The organism is Burkholderia sp. AU44665 (genome assembly GCF_030504405.1).
Lineage (GTDB): Bacteria > Pseudomonadota > Gammaproteobacteria > Burkholderiales > Burkholderiaceae > Burkholderia > Burkholderia semiarida.
Genome location: NZ_JAUJRI010000015.1, coordinates 116,932 through 140,827, shown reverse-complemented (window position 1 = coordinate 140,827; position 23,896 = coordinate 116,932). Strand labels below are relative to the sequence as shown.

Sequence of the window (23,896 nt, the reverse complement as noted above, 5' to 3'; positions counted from 1 at the left end):
CCGACCGGGCTGTACGAATGCAGATCGGTGCTGCCGTTGCGGCCGAGATCCCAGCCGCCGCCCCAAGCGTTGTTCAGCACGTACAGGTTGCCGGCCGCATCCTTGCCGAGCGCCGCGCAGCTCGACGAATGGCAGGCGATGGTCACGCAGGCGACCGAGCCGCATGCGCTGGCCCAATTGCGCACGCTCGCGCGCCGCGGCTCGGGCGCCGCGCAGGCGGCGCTCGGCATCGCGCTCGTCGATGCGCACGAACCGGGGCTGCGCGACGAGGGGCGCGGCTGGCTGGAAACGGCCGCGGCGGCAGACGGCCGGGCCGACGCGCCGGCTGCGCGGCGCGCGCGGCTCGCGCTCGGCAAGGCATTGCTGCTCGGCAGCGGCGACTTCCCGAAAGACTATGCACGCGCCCGCGCGCTGCTCGGCGCGGCGGCCGAACAGGGCGACCCGGCCGCCGCGTATTACCTCGGGCTGATCTACCGCAGCGGCTACGGCATCGCGGCCGACCCGGCGCAGGCCGCGCACTGGTTCGACGTCGCGTCGCGCGCGGACATTCCGGCTGCCGACTTCATGCTCGCGAACGCGTACCGCGACGGCAGCGGCGTGCCGCGCGACGACGCGCGCGCACTCGCGCTGTATCGCCGGGCCGCCGAGCACGAGCTACCGGAAGCCGTGCAGACGCTCGCGATGGCCTATCGCAACGGCGAACTCGGGCTTCGGCCCGACGCGGACGAATTCCACGCGCAGTGGATCGAGACCGCGCATGCGCTGAAGCATCCGGTCGTCGCGCCGTGACGCGATAGTCCTTCGGCTCGCGCTTGCCGTGGCGCGAGTCCTCCGCATGATCTAACGCCCCGCTCATCGATCGCCGTCACGCGGAATCGGTTGCGGGGCCCGGGCGAGCGCACCTCAATCCCGTTCCCGCATTTTTCCTTCCCGGTTTCTCCCCCAGACGCAACCACACCAGCCGCCGATTACCGAGACCACAGCCACGGATACCAACCAGCCGAAAAAAAACAGGTTGGCGACTCTCGGGTGCGTATCGAACAGACTGCCCCTTCCGTGAAGAATCAAAACGCCGAACAAATACAACCCACCCCAACAAACGAGTGTGGTCACGGCCGAGCCGGCAATTGCACCGATGGTAAATCCCAATAGTTTCATTTGATCGGAAAAAACAGGATTCTTTTCGAAACACGAAAATCGGACCAAAATCCAGGAATCACGATATTCCAGCGGATTCGAATTCCAGTACCGAATCCCGTGAGTTTTTCGCCATTCCATAGATCAATGTGCCCACCGCTTGCATTTGCATCTGCCTCGCCCTCGCGAGTCCAGTAGCCGTCAAACATGATGATGCCTGTTCGTCCTTCGACCCTATCCCTCCAATTGGTGCCGGTGACGTTTTCCGCCTTCCCCAGCCCTGCAAATGGTTGCAGCCTCAACCACTCGCCGAGCTCGTTGGCGCGCGTGGCAGTTGCTCGCCCGTTCAACAGGATACGCCCGATGCTCGACTGACCGCCAAGCGGCTTGACCAGTTTCGACGAAAAGGACTTCATTTCTATGCCGACCCGGTGAAGCGCGACGCTCAACCGAATGGCGCATTGATTGGTATAAGCGGGATTCTTATAAGGATTGCCCGACGGATACGCGGCCCACAGTTCCTTGAATGTTACTGCCCTGAGTTGCACACCCTTGATCGAATCAGGCGTCGTGTTCGTTGTTACGGTTGTCGGTCTGTTTGGCATGGCGGCCAGTCCTCGTGGGCAAGCGCATCCTCACCCCAATATACTTGGTAACTTCCGGAGATCTCGGTATGAATGCGCGGCAACCGACCGTTGGTATCGACGCGGCCCGCGATCGTCCGCCCATCGGCCATTTCTATCAAATACGGATAATTCTGAGATAGCGTAGTGCCGATGCAGGCGCGCACCTGTTCGTCATAGATGGGAGCAGTGCGAGATCGTGGTGCGGTATCTTCTCTTTCGTCGATCTCCCCCATTCGCAGTTTCTTCTCGGCGCCGGCTGCATCTCGTGACGTCAGAATCATCTTCATGCCACGCTCGGCATAGAAGACGGGGGGCGGACTACATCCGCATACGTTGACATCGCCACTCAATGCCCACTGCCGACCATTGGGCCCCGTACCCGACAAACGCGGACCTTCCGGCGCGATGAACCCTTCCTGTTTGCAAGCCGCGCAGTAGGTTTTCATGTAAAGCGTGGCGATCTGTACACGTGGGGGTGGACTGGAACACGTGACGAACTCCAGTCCTTCCGTAATCACGGCGTTACCGCCCCGGTCGCCTTTGGCAAGGAAATAGCGAATCATGCCGGCCAGCCACGGAACGTCCGGCCCGCACGCTTCTCGTCCGTAGCGGAATGAACCGCTGCCGACGCGATGACTGCCTTCTTGCCGTCCACGACAAGCCGACCACTCTGCGCAGCAAGCCGGCAAATAACCATGAAAGAAAATGCTGGTGACGCTTGCCCGTTGCTCATCTGGATTCCTCGTCGTCAATGGCTGGAATCCAAAATGCCCAATCCGCACGAGGCAATCAATCAGACGTATTCGAAATCGCAATCAATTAATATGGGTCGACTATATGTTTTCGACACGAACAAGAGCCGGGCGACTTCACCTATCGTGACGATGCCCTTCTGCTTGAGAACGCGATACCTTCGCCTGGCGGCGACGCAATTCGAGCGGACCTGTCGGGACGATCCGGACAAGCGCCTCGACACACGCCTGCCCGCTTGCCAACTCCCACCGCCCCCTGTCGCTACAATAGGCGCCATGAACGCCCCCACCTCCTCCGACACGCCCGAATCCACCGACGCGCACATCGCGCGCAACCGGCTCGAGGCGCACCTGGACGCCGCGCCGCGCGCGTGGCCGCTCGACATCGTCGCCGCCACCGGCTCGACCAACGCCGACGTCGCGGCCCGGCTCAAGGCGCTGCCGCGCGGCGCGAACGCGTTGCCCGCGCCGCTCGTGCGCGTCGCGTTCGAGCAGACGGCCGGCCGCGGCAGGCAGGGCCGCCCGTGGTTCGCGCAGCCCGGCAATGCGCTGCTGTGCTCGGTCGGCTGCATCGTGCCGCGCGCCGTCGATGCGCTCGGCGGCCTCAGCATCGCGATCGGCGTCGCACTCGCCGAAGGGCTGGCCACGCTGCCGCTCGACGCCCGCATGCGCGTCGCGCTCAAATGGCCGAACGACCTGCTGCTGACGGCCGCCGACGACGGCGCGCCGCGCATCGTCGGCAAGCTCGCCGGGATCCTGATCGAAACCGTCTGGACCACCGCCGACGCCACCGCCGTCGTGATCGGCTTCGGCATCAACGTGCGCGGCGCGCAAGCCGTGGCCGCGCAGGTCGACGCGCTGCGCGCGCGCGAAGCGACGCTCGCAAGCGGGCTGCCGCCCGCCGCGCTGTCGATCGCGTGCGCGTCGGCGAACCTCACCGATACGCTCGCCGCGTCGCTGAACGCGCTCACGCCCGCGCTCGCGCAATTCGGCGCCGACGGCCTCGCGCCGTTCCTGCCGCGCTGGCACGCGCTGCACGCATACGCGGGCCGCGAAGTCGTGCTGCTCGAACAGGGCGTCGAACGCGCACGCGGCATCGCGACGGGCATCGACGCGACCGGCCAGTTGCTGCTCGACACGCCGAACGGCGTACAGACGATCGCGGCCGGCGACGTGTCGCTGCGCGAAGCGCAATGAGCGAACCGTACCTGCTGATCGACGCCGGCAACAGCCGGATCAAATGGGCGCTCGCCGACGCGCGGCGCACGCTCGTCGACACGGGCGCGTTCGGCCACACGCGCGACGGCGGCGCCGATCCCGACTGGTCGCGCGTGCCGAGGCCGCGCGGCGCCTGGATCTCGAACGTCGCGGGCGCCGACGTGGCCGCACGGATCGACGCGCTGCTCGACGCACGCTGGCCCGGCCTGCCGCGCACGACGATCCGCTCGCGGCCCGCGCAATGCGGCGTGACGAACGGCTATACGACGCCCGAACAGCTCGGCAGCGACCGCTGGGCCGGCCTGATCGGCGCGCACGCGGCGTTTCCGGGCGAGCATCTGCTGATCGCGACGTTCGGCACCGCGACGACGCTCGAGGCACTGCGCGCGGACGGCCGGTTCACGGGCGGGCTGATCGCGCCGGGCTGGGCGCTGATGATGCGCGCGCTCGGCACGCACACCGCGCAGTTGCCGACGCTGACCACCGATATCGCAAGCGGCCTGCTCGCGGGCGCGCAGGCCGAGCCGTTCCAGGTCGATACGCCGCGCTCGCTGTCGGCCGGCTGCCTGTACGCGCAGGCCGGCCTCATCGAACGCGCATGGCGCGATCTCGCCGATGCCTGGCAGGCGCCCGTGCGGCTCGTGCTGGCAGGCGGTGCGGCAGACGACGTCGCACGTGCATTGACGGTCGCGCATACGCGGCATGACGCGCTGATCCTGTCCGGGCTCGCGCTGATCGCAGCCGATGCGGGCGACCCGGCAACGGCGCCGGATTGACGCGCGCGTGCCGGCGCGCGGCGGCGCGGGCCGATGCAAGCCCAGGCGGGCCCGCGTCACGCCGACGATGCAATACGCGCGGTGCCGCGCCTGCGGCCCGCACGAACGGTCAGGTCAACGGAAACCATGAAAAAAGCCGGCCCTTCGGCCGGCTCGACTGAACGACGTGAACCACGTCAATGACGACAAGGAGTTTCGACGATGCTGCGCTGGCTGATCGCTGTTCTCTTTCTCGCCAACATGCTCGCGTTCGTGGTGGCGCGCGGCGTGTTCGGGCCGCTGCCGGCGGCCGGCCCGCGCGAACCCGGCGTGCTGTCGCGGCAGGTGCGGCCCGACGCATTGCGCGTGACACCGCTCATGCGCGCGACCGACCAGCCCGTGGTCGGCGGCCCGATCGCGGCGCCGGCCGTCACGACCGCGCCGCTCGCGGCATCGGCCCCGTGACGGCGCCGCGCCGCGCTCAGGACTGTTGCGCGCGCACCTTCTTCAGCAACGCGGTGGTCGAGCGGTCGTGCTCGAACGGAATCGCCAGCGCCCGGCCGCCCCAGCCGCGCACGAGCGCCGATTCCGGCAGCGCGTCCATGTCGTAATCGCCGCCCTTCACGAGGATGTCCGGACGGACGGCCTCGATCAGCGACACGGGCGTCTTTTCCCCGAACGTCACGACCCAGTCGACGCTTTCCAGCGCCGCGAGCAATGCCGCGCGATCCTCTTCGCGGTTGATCGGCCGGTCGTCGCCCTTGCCGAGCATGCGCACCGACGCATCGCTGTTCACGCCGACGATCAGGCACGCGCCGAGCGCTTTCGCATCGGCGAGATACGTGACGTGACCGCGATGCAGGATGTCGAACACGCCGTTGGTGAACACGACGGGCGACGGCAGCGACGCACGCAGCGCGACGAGGGCGTCACGGGTGATCAGCTTGCGTTCGAAGGTGGCGGACATGATGGCGACAGGACGGAATGGACCACGGCGCGCGCGACGGCAGCGCCAGATAAAAAGCCCGCCGGACCGGCCGGGCGGGCTTCACGCAACACACGCGACACCGGCCGCGAGCCGGGCGCGAATCGGGCACGACGCGCGCCGGCACCGGCGCCCGCCGGCCTCAGGCCGGCTGCGCGGCCGACGACGGGCCGCTTTCGGCCTGCAGGCGGCTGGTGACTTCCTTGCGGTAGCGGTTCAGCTCCTGCGCGGTCGCGAACGTGCGCTCGAACAGGATCGACAGGTTGTGCAGGATCCGCTCGACCACCTTCTTCTCCCACTCGCCGTCGAAACGGATCTGCTCGTCGAGCCAGCGCTCGAGCCATTCCGGATCCGGCAGGCGCGATTGCACGGTGTCGCGCGGGAACAGCGCCTGGTTCACGTGCAGGTTGGTCGGGTGCAGCGGCTTCTCGGTGCGGCGCGCCGACGCCATCAGCACGCCGATCTTCGCGAAGGCCGCACGCGCGACGTCGCCGCAGTTGTTCAGCGCCTTCTTCATGTAGCGCAGGTACGCGCCGCCATGACGCGCCTCGTCGCGCGAAATCGTTTCGTAGATCTGCTTGATGACGGGCTCGGTGTGCCAGTCGGCCGCGCAGCGGTACCAGTGGTTCAAACGGATCTCGCCGCAGAAATGCAGCATCAGCGTCTCGAGCGGCGGCGCAGGATCGAACTGGAAACGCACCGCGTGCAGCTCCTCCTCGGTCGGCACCAGCTCCGGCTTGAAGCGCCGCAGGTATTCCATCAGCACGAGCGAATGCTTCTGCTCCTCGAAGAACCACACGCTCATGAACGCGGAAAAGTCGCTGTCGTGCTGGTTGTCGCGCAGGAACATTTCCGTCGCGGGCAGCGCCGACCATTCGGTGATCGCGTTCATCTTGATCGTCTTCGCCTGCTCGTCGGTGAGTAGCGAAGCGTCGAACTTGTCCCACGGAATGTCCTTCTCCATGTCCCAGCGGACAGCTTCGAGCGACCTGTAAAGTTCCGGATAAAGCATGGTGTTCATGATGGTCCCACCCCTGTTCTGCGCAATGCGACTTCTCTAAACGTGACTGTTGCCGCGCAAGCGCGCCACCCGCGCTTTTTGCAGCCAAGACTCTAATTTTACGCGGGAAACCGGCCCGCCGGACGCTGATTCCTCGTCCGGCTGCCGGGCGGCCGCGTCGCCGCCGTTGGGCATGCCGCAACCCGCTCCGTTCGGACGGAGCCGGCCGCGCTTGCCTGAGTGGGGGGCCGGCGCTGGCCGGCTCGTTGGCGCGCCCGTCCCCTGCCCCAGGCGGGTTCCCCGAAAGGTCCCGTGCGGATGCCGGATCGGCGGGCTGCTCGATATGGTGTATACGGCGGCGGCCATGATAGCACGCGTGCATGACGCTTCCGAGACGCCCGCCCGGTCGCGCGCCGCCAACCGGTATGCGGCGATCGGTCGCGGCCGGCCGTCGCGAAAACGCAACCTTGCATTGCGCGTGCGCGTGTCAGACCCGTATTTCGTCGGTCGCGAGGCCGTCTTCGGGCGGCGTGCCGGCCGCCGGCGCGCTGCTGCCGTCCGCCTGCGCGATCCAGCCGGCGAGCGTCTCGCGCTGCGCGCGGCCGTCGCGGTAGCCGAGCTCGATCAGCTCGCGCGTGAAGGCTTCCTCGAACAGCAGGTAGCTGGCGAACGACGCGCCGGCCGGCTGGCTGCCGCCGATCGCGCCGAGCAGCCCGCGCATCGTCGCCGGCATCTGCTTCAGGTGCTTCGCGGCGATCAGCTCGATGCGCTCGGACGGCGCGATCGCGAGCACGTCGACGTGCCGCCAGCCGCTGTCGATCTCGACCTGGTGCGGCAAGTGCTCGATCATCCGGTTGATGTGCTCGATCCGTTCGATGTCCGAGCCGATCGAGTCGAGGAACACGCTCGCGAGCACCTGCTGGCCGATCTGCGCGGGCGTCGGGTAGCCACGCGCCCGGCCCGCGCCGTTCGCGGCCGGAATCTCGGGCCGAGGGTCGGCAGCGCCCACGACGACGATCCGGTCCGCGCCGAAGTGGATCGCCGGCGACAGCGGCGCGATCTGCCGGATCGAGCCGTCGCCGAAGTACTCGACCTGTCCGTCGAGCACGAGCGGCACGGCGGGAAACACGAACGGAATGGCCGACGACGCGAGCAGGTGCGACGCCGACAGATCGACGAGCCGCGCGGTGCGCTGCGCGCGCCGCCACGCCTGGATCGGCTCGGCGGCCTGGTAGAACGTGAGGTGCCGGCCGCTCGAATAGCTGAGCGCGGTGACCGCGAGCGCGTGCAGCAGGCGCGCCTCGAGCATCTGCTCGATCCGGTGGAAGCTCAGCTCGCGCTGCAGCAGGTGCGCGAGCGGCGTGTTGTCGAGCAGCCCGCGCGGCGAGCGGCGGGCCGCCCAGCCGAACGTCATCGTCGCGAGCCAGCGCGCGCCGGCGCCCGCGATGCCGAGCCAGTCGGTGCGATACACGTAATCGGCGCGCAACGGCTCCCAGAATTCGAGCAGGCGCCGCACGCCATGGGAAAAGTCGTCCGCGTGGCTCGCGATCGACGTCGCGTTGATCGCGCCGGCCGACGAACCGCACACGACCGTGAACGGCACCGTGTGCCGCTGCGGATCGGCCTCGCGCGCGATCTCGGCCAGCGCCTTCAGCACGCCGACCTGGTATGCGGCGCGCGCGCCGCCTCCCATCAGAACGAGCGCGAGTCGCATGATCGACCTGCTACCTGCGCCGCATCACGTCGAGCGCTTCGGCGGACGCGTTTCGGGCGACGAAGCGGCCGCCGCGCGCGCCGCGGCCGAACCGGACGGCTTCACGGCGCGCTTGGCCGCGGGCTTGCGCGGCGCGGCGGCGGCGGGCTTCGCGACGGGTTCCGGCGCGGCGGCGGGCTCGGGCGACGCGGCGCCCGGCGCCGCCGGCTGCATGCCCGGCTGCGCCATCGCGAGGCTCGCGAGCTGGTTGAATTGCGTCTGCAGCAGGTTCCACCAGCCGGCCGGATCGAACGGCTGCTGCGCGGGGTCGCCTTCCGGCGCATCCGCCGCCGGAGCCGCCGCATCCGGTGCGGGCGCGGCCTCGCCCGCCGAGGTTTTCGCGGCCTGCGCGGCGGCGACCGCCGCGTCCTCGGCCGCCGACATCGAGCTCTGCGCGAACGCGCCGAACGCGCGCAGCGTCGCGAGCGTCGCGCGCTGCACCTCGAGCGCCTGGATCGCGGACTGCAGCATCCCGAGATTGAGCTTCAGCCACTGCTCGACCGCGCGCAGATCGGTGATCCGCTTGTCGAGCTCCTCGACGCTCGTGAGCGGAGACATCATGTCGGACATGCTCGACAGCGACGGCGGCAGCCCGTGCGCGGCGCCCGGAAAGGGCGCCATCCCGCCGAACGGCGACATCCGGATCATGTCCCACATCCGGTCCATCATGTCGGCGGGCTGGAACCCGGCAAAGCCGGCGAAAGGGTTGGCGCCGGAGGCATCGGTCGTCATACGGGCATCCTGGTTGACTGGGGGAGCGAGGCGGCCGTGCGTCGCGCGGCCGCCCATGATTCGATCATAGCGCGCGCGTCAGAACGGCGCGTCGCCGGGAAACGCGGGCGGGCGCCGCTCGCGCAGCGAGCGGATGCCTTCCTGCACGTCGGGCCCCGAAAAGCCCATGAATTCGAGCGCGAGCGACGTATCGAAGGTCGGCCCGGCCGTGCGCAGCCAGTTGTTCAGCGCGTACTTGGTCCAGCGGATCGCCGACTGCGAACCGTGCGCGAGCCGTTCGGCCACGTCGTACGCCTTCGGCAGCAGGTCGGCGGGCTCGACCGCGAGCGAGACCAGCCCGATCCGTTCGGCCTCCTCGCCGCTCACGGGCTCGCACAGCATCAGGTAGTACTTCGCCTTCGCCATCCCGCACAGCAGCGGCCACACGATCGCCGCGTGGTCGCCGGCCGCGACGCCGAGCCGCGTGTGGCCGTCGATGATGCGCGCATCCTTCGCGGCAATCGAGATGTCGGCGAGCAGCCCGGCGACGAGCCCCGCGCCGACGGCCGGCCCATGCATCGCCGACACGATCGGCTTGCTGCAATTGATCACGTTGTAGACGAGGTCGCGCGCCTCGCGCCACACGCGGGCGCGCACGTCGAAATCGTTCGCCATGTCCTCGACGAGCGCGAGATCGCCGCCCGCCGAAAAACCCTTGCCTTCGCCGCGGATCACCGCGACGCGCGTGTCGGGATCGCGATCGACGTCGCGCCAGATGTCGGCGAGCTCGCGATGCATGCGCGCGTTCGCGGTCGCGAGGCCGCTGCGGTTCGCCCCCTCGCCGCTCATCACGATGTCGAGCACGCCATGATCGCGGCGCGTCACCTTCAGTGCTTCGTAACCGCCGTACGCGGCGAGATCGGCCATCTGCTGCTCCTTGTTCGAGGCGCTCGAACGCTTGAATCGAGTGTAGCCAAGCCCGCGCGGTCAAACATCGGGCGAAACCCGGCGCGCGGGCCGAGGCCGGGTGCCGCCGCCGCGTTGCCTATGCCGCGCCGTCGGGTGGGGAAACCGACTGCTCGATCGCGCCGAAGATCGACTTGCCGGCCGCATCGAACATCTCGATGCGCACGGTATCGCCGTAACGCATGAATTCGGTCTGCGGCGCGCCGTGCTCGATCGTCTCGAGGCAGCGCTTCTCGGCGATGCAGCAGTAGCCGCGCTTCGCATCCTTGTTCGATACCGTACCGGAGCCGACGATCGAGCCGGCACGCAGGTTGCGCGTCTTCGCCGCGTGCGCGATCAGCTGGCCGAAGTGGAACACCATGTCGGTGCCCGCATCGGGCTGCCCCACCTTCTTGCCGTTCCAGTGGACGATCATCGGGCGGTGCACGCGGCCCTCGCGCCATTCGTCGCCGAGCTCGTCCGGCGTGACGGCGACCGGCGCGAACGCGGTGGCGGGCTTGCTCTGGAAGAAGCCGAAGCCCTTCGCGAGTTCGGCCGGAATCAGGTTGCGCAGCGACACGTCGTTCGCGAGCGTGACGAGCCGCACGGCCTTCAGCGCGGCGTCGGGCGACGCGCTCATCGGCACGTCGCCGGTGATCACCGCGACTTCGGCCTCGAAATCGATGCCCCATTCCTCGGACGGGCACACGACGTCGTCGCGCGGCCCCAGGAAATCGTCGCTGCCGCCCTGATACATCAGCGGATCGGTCCAGAACTCGGGCGGCATCTCCGCGCCGCGCGCGCGGCGCACGAGCTCGACGTGGTTCACGTACGCGGAGCCGTCGGCCCACTGGAACGCGCGCGGCAGCGGCGCCATGCAGTTGGCCGGATCGAACGCGAACGCGTTGCGCGCGCGGCCGTGGTTCAGTGCGTCGTACAGGTCGCGCAGTTGCGGCGCGTAGAACGCCCAGTCGTCGAGGACGCGCTGCAGCGTCGGCGCGACCGCATCGGCGATCGCCGCGGTGTGCAGGTCGCGCGACACGACGATCAGCTGGCCGTCGCGCGTGCCGTCCTTCAGCGAAGCAAGTTTCATAGGGAGGATCTGCCGTTGTAGTGACGATGGAGGGAATCTATTTTACGATGGTGAATCCATGCGGCGCGCCCCGATCGCGCGCGCTGTTTTCACCCCGTTTCCTGCCGCATTTTCGCGCACCCGTTGCCCATGCCCGCCAGCCCGCTTCCCGACGACGATCTCACCGACTCCGATACCGACGACACCGCGTCCGGCGAGCACGGCGAGAAGGTCCGTTCCGGCATCCAGTCGATCGAGGTCGGCTTCCGCCTGCTCGACGTGCTGACGAGCGAGCCGCGCGCGATGATGCTGCGCGATCTCGCGCAGCGCGCGGGCATGAGCCCGGCGAAGGCGCACCGCTACCTGGTCAGCTTCTCGCGGCTCGGCGTCGTGTCGCAGGATCCCGTCTCGGGCCGCTACGAGCTCGGCGGCTTCGCGCTGCAGATGGGCCTCGCGCGGCTCGCGCGCGTCGACGGCGTGAAGCTCGCGCGGATCGCGCTGACCGAATTCCGCGACCGCCTCGACCAGACGGTCGGCATCGCGGTATGGGGCAACCAGGGGCCGACGATCGTGCACTGGATGGAATCGAGCCATCCGGCGAAGGCGTCGCTGAAGCTCGGCGACGTGATGCCGCTGCTCGGCTCCGCGACGGGCCTGCTGTTCGCCGCGTACCTGCCGCGCAGCAAGACCGCCGCGATGCTCGAGCGCGAACTCGCCGATACGCGCCGCTCGCCGCACCACGGCGGCCCGCGCACGCTCGACGAAGTCGACGCGGTGCTCGCCGACGTGCGCCGGCACCAGGCCGCGCGCGTCGAGGGGATGCTGCTGCCGACGATCCACGCGTTCTGCATGCCGGTGTTCGACGCGGTCGGCGAACTCGCGCTCGCGATCGTCGCGCTCGGCCAGGAAGGCTCGTTCGACATCGCGTGGGGCGGCGAGATCGACACGGCGCTGCGCGCGTGCGCGCGGAAACTGTCTTACGAACTCGGCTATAGTCCCGACGCACGCGACGCCTGACGCCTCCGGCTCACCCCACGTCACGCGTCGCGAACGCGCGGCGCATCCGGCGGTCCGATTCCTGTGGCGCGCGCCGCGCGCCCGACGTCACGCACGCGCCCCGACCCCGTTCCGATGCCCATGCAGCCTGCCGACCTTCGCCCGAGTTACGCCCCGCCCCGCCGCTGGCTGCGCGTGGGCGTCGCGCTCGTCGCCGTGCTGGTGCTGCACGCGCTCGCGGGGTTCTGGCTGATGCGCAACCGCGAATCGTTCACGCCGCCGCCGCCCGCCGACATCCCCGTGCAGATCGAACTGCTGAAACCGCGGCCGATCGAACGCCAGCCTGCGCCGCCAGAGTCGAAGCCGGTCGAACGTCCGGCCGCACCCGCCGCGCCGAAGGCGGCCCCGCCGAAACCCGCGCCGCCGGACGAACCGGTCCTCACGTCGACGCAGACGGCCGAGCACGGCGAACCGCCGGCTGCCGCCGCGTCCGCCGCGAGCGGCGTACCGGGCGCCTCGGGCGCGCACGCCGCGCCGGCCGCCGGCGCCAGCGCCGCGACGCCGGGGCCAGCCGCGAGCGGCGTGAAGTTCGCCGCGCCGCCGTCCGGCGACCTGCAGTACGACACGTTCTACAACGGCATGCAGAACATGATCGGCACGATCCGCTGGCGCACCGACGGGCACACCTACGACCTGTCGGTGTCGATGCCCGTGCCGTTCGTCGGCCCGTTCGCCTATCGCAGCGAAGGCCGCATCGATGCATTCGGCGTCGCGCCCGACCGTTACGTCGAGAAGCGGGGCAAGCGGCCGGAGGACATCGCGATCTTCAACCGCGAGATCCGGCAGGTCGTGTTCACGCGCACGCCGAACAACGCGCCGCTGCCCGATGGCGTGCAGGACCGCTTCAGCATGCTGATGCAGTTGTCGGGGCTCGTGCGCGGCAATCCTTCCGCGTACAAGCCGGGCGTCACGCAGCAGTTCTTCGTGATCGACAACAACAGCGGCGAGACCTGGCCGATCACCGTGATCGGCGACGAGCAGGTGCAGACGCAGGCCGGCATCATCGCCGCGCGGCACTTCATGCGCCTGCCGCGCCGCGACGGCGACACGCGCCGCATCGACATGTGGCTCGCGCCGTCGCTCGGCTGGCTGCCCGCGCGGCTCGTGCAGACCGAGCCGAACGGCGCGCAGATCGAGCTGCTGTGGCACGGCCGCCTCGCCGCACCGGACGTGCCTGCGGATGCAGCACCGCCCGGCGGCGCAACGAGCGCGCCCGACGCCGCACCGGCGCCCGATGTGCCGGCCGCGCCGCCCGCGCAAGCGGCGCCGTCCACGCCCGCTGCAACCGTGCAACCACCGGCCTCCTCGGTTGTCACACAGTAAAAAACATGCACGAATCGGCAATTTCGACCGATTACAGTTTTCCCGGAAATGGCCGATGACACTCTTTAACAACTATTTCAGTCCACCGGCTCACAATGAGAAACGTTTGATAGACATCGGCTTCTAACCGATACACCCCACGCGAACGGGAGGAACGGGGTGTGCAGCGCAAGCCCCTTGAAACCGGCAAGGCTTGCCCCACCTAGGGGACAACAAGGCCAGATGCCACTGCGAAGAGGAGTGCCGCCATGCAAATGATCTACAACAGCCCCAACTACTGCGTCGTCGAATTTGCGCCGCAGGCCGGCCATCACCTGATGAATGCCGGCGGATATGAAATCGTCGACAAGAACGCGCAGCGCGAGATCTTCATCGACGGCGAACTTGCCGAACGATTCCGCGCGCACGTGAAGCAGTTGATCGAGGATGAACCGTCGCTCGACGAAGTCGACGAATTCCTCGGACAATTCGACAGCCTGATGATGATGCCCGTCGTGCTGCACTGACGACTCGCGGCCCGGCGCGCCACGCGGCCGGGCCATTCGCCGCGCATCGACGCGGCGCCGCGTGCACTCCGATCCTGCCCCCGTCCGGCTCGCCGGCGGGGGCTTTCATTTGGCGGCCGCCCGGCCGGCGCGGCCAGGGCGGCGACCGCTTGACGCACCGGCTACAATGACGGTTTTCCGTCTTCGCCGGTCTTCCGCCCATGTCTGCGACTCCTCTCGCCGCTTCCGTCCCGCTCGACGCGCCCTACACGCGCGGCGCCGCCCTGCCCGCGCTGCTCAAATCGCGCATCCTGATCCTCGACGGCGCGATGGGCACGATGATCCAGCGCTACAAGCTCGACGAGGCCGCGTATCGCGGCGAGCGCTTCAAGGATTTCCCGCGCGACATCAAGGGCAACAACGAGCTGCTGTCGCTCACGCAGCCGCAGATCATCCGCGAGATCCACGACCAGTACTTCGCGGCCGGCGCCGACATCGTCGAAACCAACACGTTCGGCGCGACGACCGTCGCGCAGGCCGACTACGGGATGGAAGATCTCGTCGTCGAGATGAACGTCGAATCGGCGAAGCTCGCACGCGAATCGGCCGCGAAATACGCGACGCCGGACAAGCCGCGCTTCGTCGCGGGCGCGATCGGGCCGACGCCGAAGACGGCCAGCATCTCGCCGGACGTCAACGATCCGGGCGCCCGCAACGTCACGTTCGACGAGCTGCGCACGTCGTACTACCAGCAGGCGAAGGCGCTGCTCGACGGCGGCGTCGACCTGTTCCTCGTCGAGACGATCTTCGACACGCTGAACGCGAAGGCCGCCCTGTTCGCGCTCGACGAGCTGTTCGAGGACACCGGCGAGCGCCTGCCGATCATGATCTCGGGCACCGTCACCGATGCGTCGGGCCGGATCCTGTCGGGCCAGACCGTCGAGGCGTTCTGGAATTCGCTGCGTCACGCGAAGCCGCTCACGTTCGGCCTGAACTGCGCGCTCGGCGCGGCGCTGATGCGTCCATACATCGCCGAGCTCGCGAAGCTGTGCGACACCTACGTGTCGTGCTACCCGAACGCGGGCCTGCCGAACCCGATGAGCGACACCGGTTTCGACGAAACGCCCGACGTCACGTCGGGCCTGCTGAAGGAATTCGCGCAGGCCGGGCTCGTGAACCTCGCGGGCGGCTGCTGCGGCACGACGCCCGAGCACATCGCCGAGATCGCGAAGGCGCTCGCCGACGTGAAGCCGCGCCGCTGGCCGAACCAGTACAGCGACAACGCCTGACCCGCCTGCCCCACGTCCTTCATCACCAAATTCGCACCGCCATGACCGATCACATGATGCGCCTTGCCGGCCTCGAGCCGTTCAACGTCACGCCCGGGACGCTCTTCATCAACGTCGGCGAACGCACCAACGTCACCGGCTCGAAGGCGTTCGCACGGATGATCCTCAACGGCCAGTTCGACGAGGCGCTCGCCGTCGCGCGCCAGCAGGTCGAGAACGGCGCGCAGGTGATCGACGTCAACATGGACGAGGCGATGCTCGATTCGAAGGCGGCGATGGTGCGCTTCCTGAATCTGATCGCATCCGAGCCGGACATCGCGCGCGTGCCGATCATGATCGACTCGTCGAAGTGGGACGTGATCGAAGCCGGCCTCAAGTGCGTGCAGGGCAAGGCGATCGTGAACTCGATCTCGCTGAAGGAGGGCGAGGACGCGTTCCGCCACCACGCGAACCTGATCCGCCGCTACGGCGCGGCCGCGGTCGTGATGGCGTTCGACGAGACCGGCCAGGCCGATACGTACGAGCGCAAGACCGAGATCTGCAAGCGCTCGTACGACTTCCTCGTGAACGAAGTCGGCTTCCCGCCTGAAGACATCATCTTCGACCCGAACATCTTCGCGGTCGCGACGGGCATCGAGGAGCACAACAACTACGCGGTCGACTTCATCGAGGCGACGCGCTGGATCAAGCAGAACCTGCCGTACGCGAAGGTGAGCGGCGGCGTGTCGAACGTGTCGTTCTCGTTCCGCGGCAACGACCCGGTGCGCGAGGCGATCCACACCGTGTTCCTGTATCACGCGATCCAGGCCGGGATGGACATGGGCATCGTGAACGCGGGCCAGCTCGGCGTGTACGCCGATCTCGACGCGGAGCTGCGCGAGCGTGTCGAGGACGTGATCCTGAACCGCCGCGCGGATTCCACCGATCGCCTGCTCGAGATCGCCGACAAGTTCAAGACCGGCGCCGCGAAGAAGGAGGAGAACCTCGAATGGCGCAACCAGCCGGTCGAGAAGCGCCTCGCGCACGCGCTCGTGCACGGCATCACGACCTTCATCGTCGAGGACACCGAAGAAGCGCGCGCGAAGATCGCCGCGGCCGGCGGCCGTCCGATCAACGTGATCGAAGGGCCGCTGATGGACGGGATGAACGTCGTCGGCGACCTGTTCGGCCAGGGCAAGATGTTCCTGCCGCAGGTGGTGAAATCGGCGCGCGTGATGAAGCAGGCGGTCGCGCACCTGATCCCGTTCATCGAGGAAGAAAAGCGCCTGCTCGCGGAAGCGGGCGGCGACGTGCGCGCGAAGGGCAAGATCGTGATCGCGACCGTGAAGGGCGACGTGCACGACATCGGCAAGAACATCGTGTCGGTCGTGCTCCAGTGCAACAACTTCGAAGTGGTCAACATGGGCGTGATGGTCCCGTGCAACGAGATCCTCGCGAAGGCGAAGGTCGAAGGCGCGGACATCATCGGGCTGTCGGGCCTCATCACGCCGAGCCTCGAGGAAATGGCGTACGTCGCGTCCGAAATGCAGCGCGACGACTACTTCCGCGTGAAGAAGATTCCGCTGCTGATCGGCGGCGCGACGACGTCGCGCGTGCACACGGCCGTGAAGATCGCGCCGCACTACGAAGGCCCGGTCGTCTACGTGCCCGATGCGTCGCGCTCGGTGTCGGTCGCGTCGAACCTGCTGTCCGACGAAGGCGCGGCGAAGTATCTCGACGAGCTGAAGTCCGACTACGAACGCATTCGCGACCAGCACGCGAACCGCAAGGCGCAGCCGATGGTCACGCTCGCCGAGGCGCGCGCGAACAAGACCAAGGTGGACTGGGCCGGCTACCAGCCGGTGAAGCCGAAGTTCATCGGCCGCCGCGTGTTCAGGAACTACGACCTGAACGAGCTCGCGAACTACATCGACTGGGGCCCGTTCTTCCAGACCTGGGATCTCGCCGGCCCGTACCCGGCGATCCTGAACGACGAGATCGTCGGCGAATCGGCGCGGCGCGTGTTCTCCGACGCGAAGTCGATGCTCGCGCGCCTGATCCAGGGGCGCTGGCTGACCGCGAACGGCGTGATCGCGCTGCTGCCGGCGAATACCGTCAACGACGACGACATCGAGATCTACAGCGACGAGTCGCGCTCCGAGGTGCTGCTCACGTGGCGCAACCTGCGCCAGCAGAGCGTGCGCCCGGTGGTCGACGGCGTGATGCGGCCGAACCGCTCGCTCGCCGACTTCATCGCGCCGAAGGAATCGGGCGTCGCCGACTACATCGGGATGTTCGCGGTGACGGCCGGCCTCGGCGTCGACGTGAAGGAAAAGCAGTTCGAAGCCGATCACGACGACTACAGCGCGATCATGCTCAAGGCGCTCGCCGACCGCTTCGCGGAAGCGTTCGCCGAAGCGATGCACGCGCGCGTGCGACGCGAGCTGTGGGGCTATGCGAGCGGCGAGACGCTCGACAACGACGCGCTGATCGCCGAGAAGTACGCGGGCATCCGCCCGGCGCCCGGCTACCCGGCCTGCCCCGACCACCTCGTGAAGCGCGACATGTTCGACGTGCTGCACGCGGACGAGATCGGCATGAGCGTGACCGACTCGCTGGCGATGCTGCCGGCGGCGAGCGTGTCGGGCTTCTACCTCGCGCATCCGGACAGCCGTTACTTCTCGGTCGGTAAAATCGGGCAGGATCAACTCGAGGACTATGCACGGCGCATGGCGCTGTCGCTCGACGACGCACGCCGCGCGCTCGCGCCGCAGTTGTAATCGAGCCGCGGCGCGCAGCCGCGACTTACCGTCACGCGCCCCGATCTCGGGGCGCGTTGTCTACCCCACCACTTATTCAGGATAACTAATCTCAATATTCGTCGATCAACGCTGCAATCTCTCGACCCGACACCCCCGCAGCCATGCCTTCCTTCGAGATCAGGATCACCGAAACACCGCTCGACGCCGCCACCCCGTTCCCGCCGACCCGCTGTCGCGGCGAAAGCTGGGACCTGAGCCACTTGCGCCCGTTGACGTTCACCTGCGATCTGGAAACCGGCTTCGACGTGACGGTTCTGGTCCTGTTCTCCTGTCACTGCTTCACACGCAGCCTCAAATGGGACGGGCGGACCCGCGACACCATTCCTGACGACGAGATCTACGACGACGGCCGCGAGACACGTGTGCTCTGCGCGGACCGGTATCGCGCGTCACGGCAGCTGTTGCGCGGCGTGATCGTCGGGCTGGCGACGCGGCGGATCGTTGTCGCGGATGAACGGCAGCCCAATTTCGTGACGGTGGAAGAGGTCGCGTCAGACGGCACGCAGCGCGTGTATGCCGTGTTCTTCGAGGTGGCGAAGGACCGGATCAGGAAACGCCGGCTTATCCTGCGCGTGCAGTCGGCCTACGTGGTGGAGGGCGGACTCACCCGACGCCAGCGGGAAGCCCGGAAAGCGCGTTGCGCACGTTGCTGCGCGCAAGCCTGGAAGGCCGCAAGATCCGGGCGTAGAAAAACCAACGGCCGCCTTTCGGCAGCCGTCGCATGCGGGATTCTCTTTCCGTCTTTCGACGAAATACCCACTCCAGGTGGGACCCGGTTGCCCGGGCGGCGCTATGTTTTCGCACCCGCTTTCACATAGTCTTGCATTGAATTATAAGGAATTTCACCTATCGGTCAAGGCAGGCCCGCACTGCCGCCCCATTTCGTCGCGCCCGCCTTCCGCCCCGTCGTCATTTCATCAGACAAAATAAAAAGCCCGCTCGAAAGCGGGCTTTTTCCTGTCTGGCCGACCGTTCGATCCGCCGGGCAAGGAAGAAGGAAGCTCAGAAGCCCCAGTGCACGTCGGCTTGGCCAGCCTTCGCTTCGCGCAGCATCGTCAGGAACGGCGCGACGCGCTGCGCCAGGCTCGGCGGCACTTCGTGGTGCGCGTGGTCGGCTTCGTCCTCGTGGAAATGGCCGGCGTGCTCGGCGCGCTCCTGCTTGGCCTGCGCGACCGCGCCTTCCAGCTTGGCGATCGCGTGGTCCAGTTCGTCGTGCGTAATGACACCGCGCTCGCCCAGCTGCTTGCCGACGAGACCCAGCACATACACGGCGAAATCCTTCAGCACGTCGAGATCCTGTGCCGCCTTGCTCTTGAACGTAATCATGACAATTCCCTTTTCATCTTGTTGTGCCTGCGCGGCGAGGTTGGGGAACGCCGGCAGACCGGCGTCCGGCCTCGCGGACGCGGGCCGCCTGAGCGGCATATTAGCACCTGTTAAAATTCTGCGATCCCTGAAACGCGCGCTTAAAAAGCGCGCCGGCGGGCCGGCATTTCCGGCCGCCACCAACGAAGCCTTCTACCAGCATGCTGCCAGCACACAAACAGACCCTCGAAGCCCTGCTCGCGGATAGCGTCAAGCAGGTCGCACACGCGCTGAAAGGCGCCGACGCAGCATTCGTCGCCCCGACCATCACGCTGGAGCGCCCGAAGGTCGCCGCGCACGGCGACGTCGCGTGCAACGTCGCGATGCAGCTCGCGAAGCCGCTCGGCACGAACCCGCGCCAGCTCGCCGAACGGATCGTCGCCGCGCTCACCGCGCAGCCGGCCGCGCAAGGCCTCGTCGAAGCCGCCGAGATCGCCGGCCCCGGCTTCATCAACCTGCGCCTGTCGGCGGCCGCGAAGCAGGCGGTGATCGCCGCCGTGTTCGAGCAGGGCCGCGCGTTCGGCACGTCGGATCGCGAGAAAGGCAAGCGGGTGCTGCTCGAATTCGTGTCGGCCAACCCGACCGGCCCGCTGCACGTCGGCCACGGCCGCCAGGCCGCGCTCGGCGACGTGCTCGCCAACGTGATCGCGAGCCAGGGCTACGCGGTGCACCGCGAGTTCTACTACAACGACGCGGGCGTGCAGATCGGCAACCTCGCGATCTCGACGCAGGCGCGCGCCCGCGGCCTGAAGCCGGGCGACGCGGGCTGGCCGGAAGCCGCGTACAACGGCGAGTACATCGCCGACATCGCGCGCGACTACCTGAACGGCGAAACGGTCGCCGCATCGGACGGCGAGCCGGTCAAGGGTGCGGGCGACGTCGAAGATCTCGACGCGATCCGCAAGTTCGCGGTCACGTACCTGCGTCGCGAGCAGGACATGGACCTGCAGGCGTTCGGCGTGAAGTTCGACCAGTACTACCTCGAGTCGTCGCTGTACAGCGAGGGCCGCGTCGAGAAGACGGTCGACTCGCTGGTCAAGGCCGGCATGACCTACGAGCAGGATGGCGCGCTGTGGCTGCGCACGACCGACGAAGGCGACGACAAGGATCGCGTGATGCGCAAGTCGGACGGCACGTACACGTACTTCGTGCCGGACGTCGCATACCACGTGACGAAATGGGAGCGCGGCTTCACGAAGGTGATCAACATCCAGGGTTCGGACCACCACGGCACGATCGCGCGCGTGCGCGCCGGCCTGCAGGGCCTGCACATCGGGATCCCGAAGGGCTATCCCGACTACGTGCTGCACAAGATGGTCACCGTGATGCGCGACGGGCAGGAAGTGAAGATCTCGAAGCGCGCGGGCAGCTACGTGACGGTGCGCGACCTGATCGAATGGTCGGGCGGCGCGGCGGCGGGCCAGGAAGCGGCCCCCGACCTGATCGACGAGGCGACCATCACGCGCGGCCGCGACGCGGTGCGCTTCTTCCTGATCTCGCGCAAGGCCGATACCGAGTTCGTGTTCGACATCGATCTCGCACTGAAACAGAACGACGAAAACCCGGTCTATTACGTCCAGTACGCGCATGCGCGGATCTGCTCGGTGCTCAACGAACTGAAGTCGCGCTACAACGTCGACGTCGCGCAACTGCCGGGCGCCGACCTGTCGCAGTTGACGAGCGCGCAGGCGGCATCGTTGATGCAGAAGCTGGCCGAGTATCCGGACATGCTCACGCACGCGGCGAACGAGCTGGCGCCGCACGCGGTCGCGTTCTACCTGCGCGATCTCGCTGGCGAATTCCACTCGTTCTACAATGCGGAGCGCGTGCTGGTCGACGACGAAGCGCCGCGCAATGCGCGCGCCGCGCTGCTCGCCGCGACCCGGCAGGTGCTCGAGAACGGCCTGACGGTGCTCGGCGTGTCCGCCCCCGCCAAGATGTAAGGATGTCCGCGCGGCCCGAACCGGGCCGCGACTGGCTGCGGCAACGCCCGCCGTCGGATTGCCCGCCGTCGGGCGCCCGTCGCAGCCCTCTCACGATTCTTTTTGCAGGTGACTCAAGCAATGGCACAACCACGCCGAACTTCGAAGCAATCGAAACAAGCCGGAGGGACATTTCTTGGAATCGTACTGGGCCTGATCGTCGGCCTCGCGATCGCCGTGGTGGTGGCGCTCTACATCACGCGTTCGCCGTCGCCGTTCGTGTCGAAGGTCGCGCCGCCGCAGGCCGACAACGGCGCGAGCCAGCCGCAGCAGTTCGACCCGAACCGCGCGCTGCAGGGCAAGACGCCCGGCCAGCCGGTGCCGCAGGCCGCGCAATCCGCACCGCCGAACACCGCGCCCGGCCAGGCCGCGAACCAGACTCAGGGCGGCGGCCTGCTGCCCGAGCCGCAGATCGTCGAAGTGCCGCCGTCGGGCAACGCGAACGGCGCCGCTGGCTCGAGCAACGCCACCGCGTCGAACAATCCGTCGTCGGGCAACGGCGTCGCCGTCGCACCGAAGCCGGCCGACACCACGCCGCCGCCGAAGAAGACGCAACAGGCGCAGCAACAACAGCAGCAAGGCGGTGAGGACGACCTCGCACGCTTCGCCGCGCAGAAGCAGGCGCAGCAGGCCGCCGCGCAAAAGCAGCAGCAACAGCAGCAGGCCGCGAACACGCCGAAGCCGACGTCGTCGGCCGCCGCCGCGGCGGCAGCGGCGAAGCCGCCGACCGCGAACGACGCGAACACCGGCTACTTCCTGCAGGTCGGCGCGTACAAGACGGAAGGCGATGCCGAACAGCAGCGTGCGCGCCTCGGCTTCCAGGGCTTCGAGTCGAAGGTGTCGAAGCGCGACGTCAGCGGCGTGACCTATTTCCGCGTGCGCGTCGGCCCGTTCTCGAAGTTCGAGGATATGAACTCGGCCCGTCAGCGCCTGTCCGATGCAGGTGTCGACACGGCGGTGATCCGCTTCACGAAGCAGTAAGCCAACCGGCCGCGCCCACGCAGAACCCGTTACGTTCCGTAACCCGAGCAACCGATTCGACGTTCACAACATGAAAAAACTGCTTAGCACGCTCCTTCTGTCCCTGGGCCTGGCCGCCGGCCTCGCCCAGGCTTCGCCCGCCGCGCCGGCCGCCGGCAAGGACTTCGAGGTGATGAAGTCGCCGCAGCCGGTGTCGGCGCCGGCCGGCAAGGTCGAGGTGATCGAGTTCTTCTGGTACGGCTGCCCGCACTGCTACGAATTCGAGCCGACGATCGAGGCCTGGGTGAAGAAGCAGGGCAACAACATCGACTTCAAGCGCGTGCCGGTCGCATTCCGTGACGATTTCCTCCCGCACTCGAAGCTGTTCTACGCGGTGTCCGCGCTCGGCATTTCCGAGAAGGTCACGCCGGCGATCTTCAACGCGATCCACAAGCAGAAGAACTACCTGCTGACGCCGCAGGCGCAGGCCGACTTCCTGGCCACGCAGGGCGTCGACAAGAAGAAGTTCATGGACGCGTACAACTCGTTCAGCGTGCAGGGCGAGGTGAACCAGTCGGCCAAGCTGCTGAAGGACTACGCGATCGACGGCGTGCCGACGGTCGTCGTCCAGGGCAAGTACAAGACGGGCCCCGCTTACACGAACAGCATCCCGGGTACCGCCCAGGTGCTCGACTTCCTCGTGAAGCAGGTTCAGGACAAGAAGCTCTGATCCCCGCCCGCGCGCCGGCATGACTACTCCGCTGAAGGTCTTCATCACCGGCGCGTCGAGCGGCCTCGGCCTCGCGATGGCCGAGGAATACGCCCGCCAGGGCGCCACGCTCGCGCTCGTCGCGCGCCGCACCGATGCACTCGATGCGTTCGCGCGGCGGTTCCCGAAGCTGTCCATCTCCGTCTATTCCGCCGACGTGCGCGACGCCGATGCGCTGGCCACCGCCGCCGCGTCGTTCATCGCCGCGCACGGCTGCCCCGACGTCGTGATCGCGAACGCGGGTATCAGCCAGGGCGCCGTCACGGGCCAGGGCGACCTCGCGACGTTCCGCGACGTGATGGACATCAACTACTACGGGATGGTCGCGACGTTCGAGCCGTTCGTCGGCCCGATGACGGCCGCGCGCCACGGCACGCTGGTCGGCGTCGCGAGCGTCGCCGGCGTGCGCGGGCTGCCCGGCTCCGGCGCGTACAGCGCATCGAAATCGGCCGCGATCAAGTATCTCGAATCGCTGCGCGTCGAGTTGCGCCCGGCCGGCGTCGGCGTCGTGACGATCGCGCCCGGCTACATTCGCACGCCGATGACCGCGCACAACCCGTACCGGATGCCGTTCCTGATGGACGCCGACCGCTTCGCCGCGCGCGCGGCGCGGGCGATCGCCCGGCAGCACGCGTTCCGCGTGATTCCGTGGCAGATGGGCGTCGTCGCGAAGGTGCTGCACGTGCTGCCGCGCTGGCTGTACGACCGCCTGTTCGAGAAGGCGCCGCGCAAGCCGAAGGCCGGCGCGCACTGAGTGCGCCGCGGATCCGGCGTGCGCGTCGCCGGGTCCTGTCGGGCCTTGGCCCGATCTGCCTCGCCATACCGCGCGAATCCGCGCGGGCCTCTACCTTCGTGTCGCGCCACATACCGCGCACCGCTGCCGCGATCCTGCCCGTTCCGTCGCTCGCGCCG

General features: G+C 67.9%; 23 protein-coding genes. 14 read left to right on the top strand and 9 right to left on the bottom strand.

The genetic code is table 11. From position 1 onward, the window contains the following. Positions 1-789, top strand: a 789-nt coding sequence (locus QZM15_RS25375) for a tetratricopeptide repeat protein (RefSeq protein ID WP_302107479.1), incomplete at its 5' end; no start/stop codon positions are given. Between the two features lie 365 nt (positions 790-1,154). On the opposite strand, the gene QZM15_RS25370 is transcribed toward QZM15_RS25375, so the two are convergent. Together QZM15_RS25370 and QZM15_RS25365 are read right to left on the bottom strand one after the other, a co-directional pair. After that, positions 1,155-1,742, bottom strand: a complete 588-nt coding sequence (locus tag QZM15_RS25370; protein ID WP_081066517.1) for a type VI secretion system amidase effector protein Tae4 — start codon at positions 1,740-1,742, stop codon at positions 1,155-1,157. After that, a complete protein-coding gene (locus QZM15_RS25365; RefSeq protein WP_302107478.1) occupies positions 1,718-2,515 on the bottom strand; it encodes a hypothetical protein in 798 nt (265 codons plus the stop codon). Before QZM15_RS25365 ends, QZM15_RS25370 begins: the two co-directional genes overlap by 25 nt. A 276-nt stretch (positions 2,516-2,791) precedes the next feature. On the opposite strand from QZM15_RS25365, the gene QZM15_RS25360 reads away from it, so the two are divergent. The 3 genes from QZM15_RS25360 to QZM15_RS25350 all read left to right on the top strand — a co-directional run bounded on the left by QZM15_RS25360 (position 2,792) and on the right by QZM15_RS25350 (position 4,953). Next, positions 2,792-3,712: a biotin--[acetyl-CoA-carboxylase] ligase gene (locus QZM15_RS25360; RefSeq protein ID WP_302107477.1), complete on the top strand. Its 921-nt coding sequence runs from the start codon at positions 2,792-2,794 to the stop codon at positions 3,710-3,712. Next, positions 3,709-4,509: a type III pantothenate kinase gene (locus QZM15_RS25355; protein WP_059575983.1), complete on the top strand. Its 801-nt coding sequence runs from the start codon at positions 3,709-3,711 to the stop codon at positions 4,507-4,509. The genes QZM15_RS25360 and QZM15_RS25355 overlap by 4 nt, the downstream gene beginning before the upstream one ends. Before the next feature lie 201 nt (positions 4,510-4,710). Next, entirely contained in the window at positions 4,711-4,953 is a 243-nt protein-coding gene (locus QZM15_RS25350; RefSeq protein WP_059575981.1) for a hypothetical protein, read from the top strand. 16 nt (positions 4,954-4,969) lie between these two features. Here QZM15_RS25350 and rfaE2 read toward each other — a convergent pair whose 3' ends face one another. The 6 genes from rfaE2 to QZM15_RS25320 all read right to left on the bottom strand — a co-directional run bounded on the left by rfaE2 (position 4,970) and on the right by QZM15_RS25320 (position 10,975). Further along, complete coding sequence (rfaE2, locus tag QZM15_RS25345) at positions 4,970-5,455, bottom strand: D-glycero-beta-D-manno-heptose 1-phosphate adenylyltransferase (RefSeq protein ID WP_012329309.1); 486 nt, start codon at positions 5,453-5,455, stop codon at positions 4,970-4,972. A 160-nt stretch (positions 5,456-5,615) separates the two neighbouring features. Next, positions 5,616-6,494, bottom strand: coding sequence for a ferritin (locus tag QZM15_RS25340; RefSeq protein WP_060966598.1), 879 nt, complete (start codon positions 6,492-6,494; stop codon positions 5,616-5,618). Between the two features lie 466 nt (positions 6,495-6,960). Beyond that, positions 6,961-8,187, bottom strand: a complete 1,227-nt coding sequence (locus QZM15_RS25335; protein WP_059585380.1) for a patatin-like phospholipase family protein — start codon at positions 8,185-8,187, stop codon at positions 6,961-6,963. 24 nt (positions 8,188-8,211) lie between these two features. Further along, a complete protein-coding gene (locus QZM15_RS25330; protein WP_302107476.1) occupies positions 8,212-8,958 on the bottom strand; it encodes a PhaM family polyhydroxyalkanoate granule multifunctional regulatory protein in 747 nt (248 codons plus the stop codon). Positions 8,959-9,036: 78 nt separating this feature from the next. After that, entirely contained in the window at positions 9,037-9,864 is an 828-nt protein-coding gene (locus QZM15_RS25325) for an enoyl-CoA hydratase/isomerase family protein (protein WP_059837340.1), read from the bottom strand. 118 nt (positions 9,865-9,982) lie between these two features. Continuing rightward, positions 9,983-10,975 carry a fumarylacetoacetate hydrolase family protein gene (locus QZM15_RS25320; RefSeq protein WP_059585383.1) on the bottom strand — a complete coding sequence of 331 codons (993 nt, stop codon included), beginning with the start codon at positions 10,973-10,975 and terminating at the stop codon, positions 9,983-9,985. 129 nt (positions 10,976-11,104) lie between these two features. Between QZM15_RS25320 and QZM15_RS25315 the strand changes: the two genes are divergently transcribed. From QZM15_RS25315 to QZM15_RS25290, 6 genes are all read left to right on the top strand, one after another. Further along, positions 11,105-11,971 (top strand): IclR family transcriptional regulator, encoded by an 867-nt coding sequence (locus QZM15_RS25315; protein ID WP_124863404.1) that lies wholly within the window; start codon positions 11,105-11,107, stop codon positions 11,969-11,971. Positions 11,972-12,085: 114 nt separating this feature from the next. Further along, the gene (locus QZM15_RS25310) at positions 12,086-13,333 is read left to right on the top strand and encodes a DUF3108 domain-containing protein (RefSeq protein ID WP_089465299.1); all 1,248 of its coding nucleotides are present in this window, start codon (positions 12,086-12,088) and stop codon (positions 13,331-13,333) included. A gap of 248 nt (positions 13,334-13,581) precedes the next feature. Beyond that, positions 13,582-13,839, top strand: coding sequence for a DUF3567 domain-containing protein (locus QZM15_RS25305; RefSeq protein WP_006477667.1), 258 nt, complete (start codon positions 13,582-13,584; stop codon positions 13,837-13,839). 200 nt (positions 13,840-14,039) lie between these two features. Continuing rightward, positions 14,040-15,107, top strand: coding sequence for a homocysteine S-methyltransferase family protein (locus QZM15_RS25300; protein ID WP_034189174.1), 1,068 nt, complete (start codon positions 14,040-14,042; stop codon positions 15,105-15,107). Between the two features lie 41 nt (positions 15,108-15,148). Then, positions 15,149-17,866 carry a methionine synthase gene (gene metH / locus QZM15_RS25295; protein WP_059585385.1) on the top strand — a complete coding sequence of 906 codons (2,718 nt, stop codon included), beginning with the start codon at positions 15,149-15,151 and terminating at the stop codon, positions 17,864-17,866. 143 nt (positions 17,867-18,009) lie between these two features. Continuing rightward, on the top strand, positions 18,010-18,726 hold the full coding sequence (locus QZM15_RS25290; RefSeq protein WP_302107475.1) for a hypothetical protein: 717 nt from the start codon (positions 18,010-18,012) through the stop codon (positions 18,724-18,726). Positions 18,727-18,910: 184 nt separating this feature from the next. On the opposite strand, the gene QZM15_RS25285 is transcribed toward QZM15_RS25290, so the two are convergent. Next, positions 18,911-19,234: a DUF1840 domain-containing protein gene (locus QZM15_RS25285; RefSeq protein WP_006489103.1), complete on the bottom strand. Its 324-nt coding sequence runs from the start codon at positions 19,232-19,234 to the stop codon at positions 18,911-18,913. Between the two features lie 200 nt (positions 19,235-19,434). On the opposite strand from QZM15_RS25285, the gene argS reads away from it, so the two are divergent. The 4 genes from argS (at position 19,435) to QZM15_RS25265 (ending at position 23,738) form a co-directional block, all read left to right on the top strand. After that, positions 19,435-21,216 (top strand): arginine--tRNA ligase, encoded by a 1,782-nt coding sequence (gene argS / locus QZM15_RS25280; protein ID WP_302107474.1) that lies wholly within the window; start codon positions 19,435-19,437, stop codon positions 21,214-21,216. A gap of 120 nt (positions 21,217-21,336) precedes the next feature. Further along, complete coding sequence (locus tag QZM15_RS25275) at positions 21,337-22,236, top strand: SPOR domain-containing protein (protein ID WP_104011854.1); 900 nt, start codon at positions 21,337-21,339, stop codon at positions 22,234-22,236. A 70-nt stretch (positions 22,237-22,306) separates the two neighbouring features. After that, entirely contained in the window at positions 22,307-22,945 is a 639-nt protein-coding gene (locus QZM15_RS25270; protein ID WP_011694426.1) for a thiol:disulfide interchange protein DsbA/DsbL, read from the top strand. 19 nt (positions 22,946-22,964) lie between these two features. Beyond that, the gene (locus QZM15_RS25265; protein WP_059585389.1) at positions 22,965-23,738 is read left to right on the top strand and encodes an SDR family oxidoreductase; all 774 of its coding nucleotides are present in this window, start codon (positions 22,965-22,967) and stop codon (positions 23,736-23,738) included. Positions 23,739-23,896 lie beyond the last annotated feature (158 nt).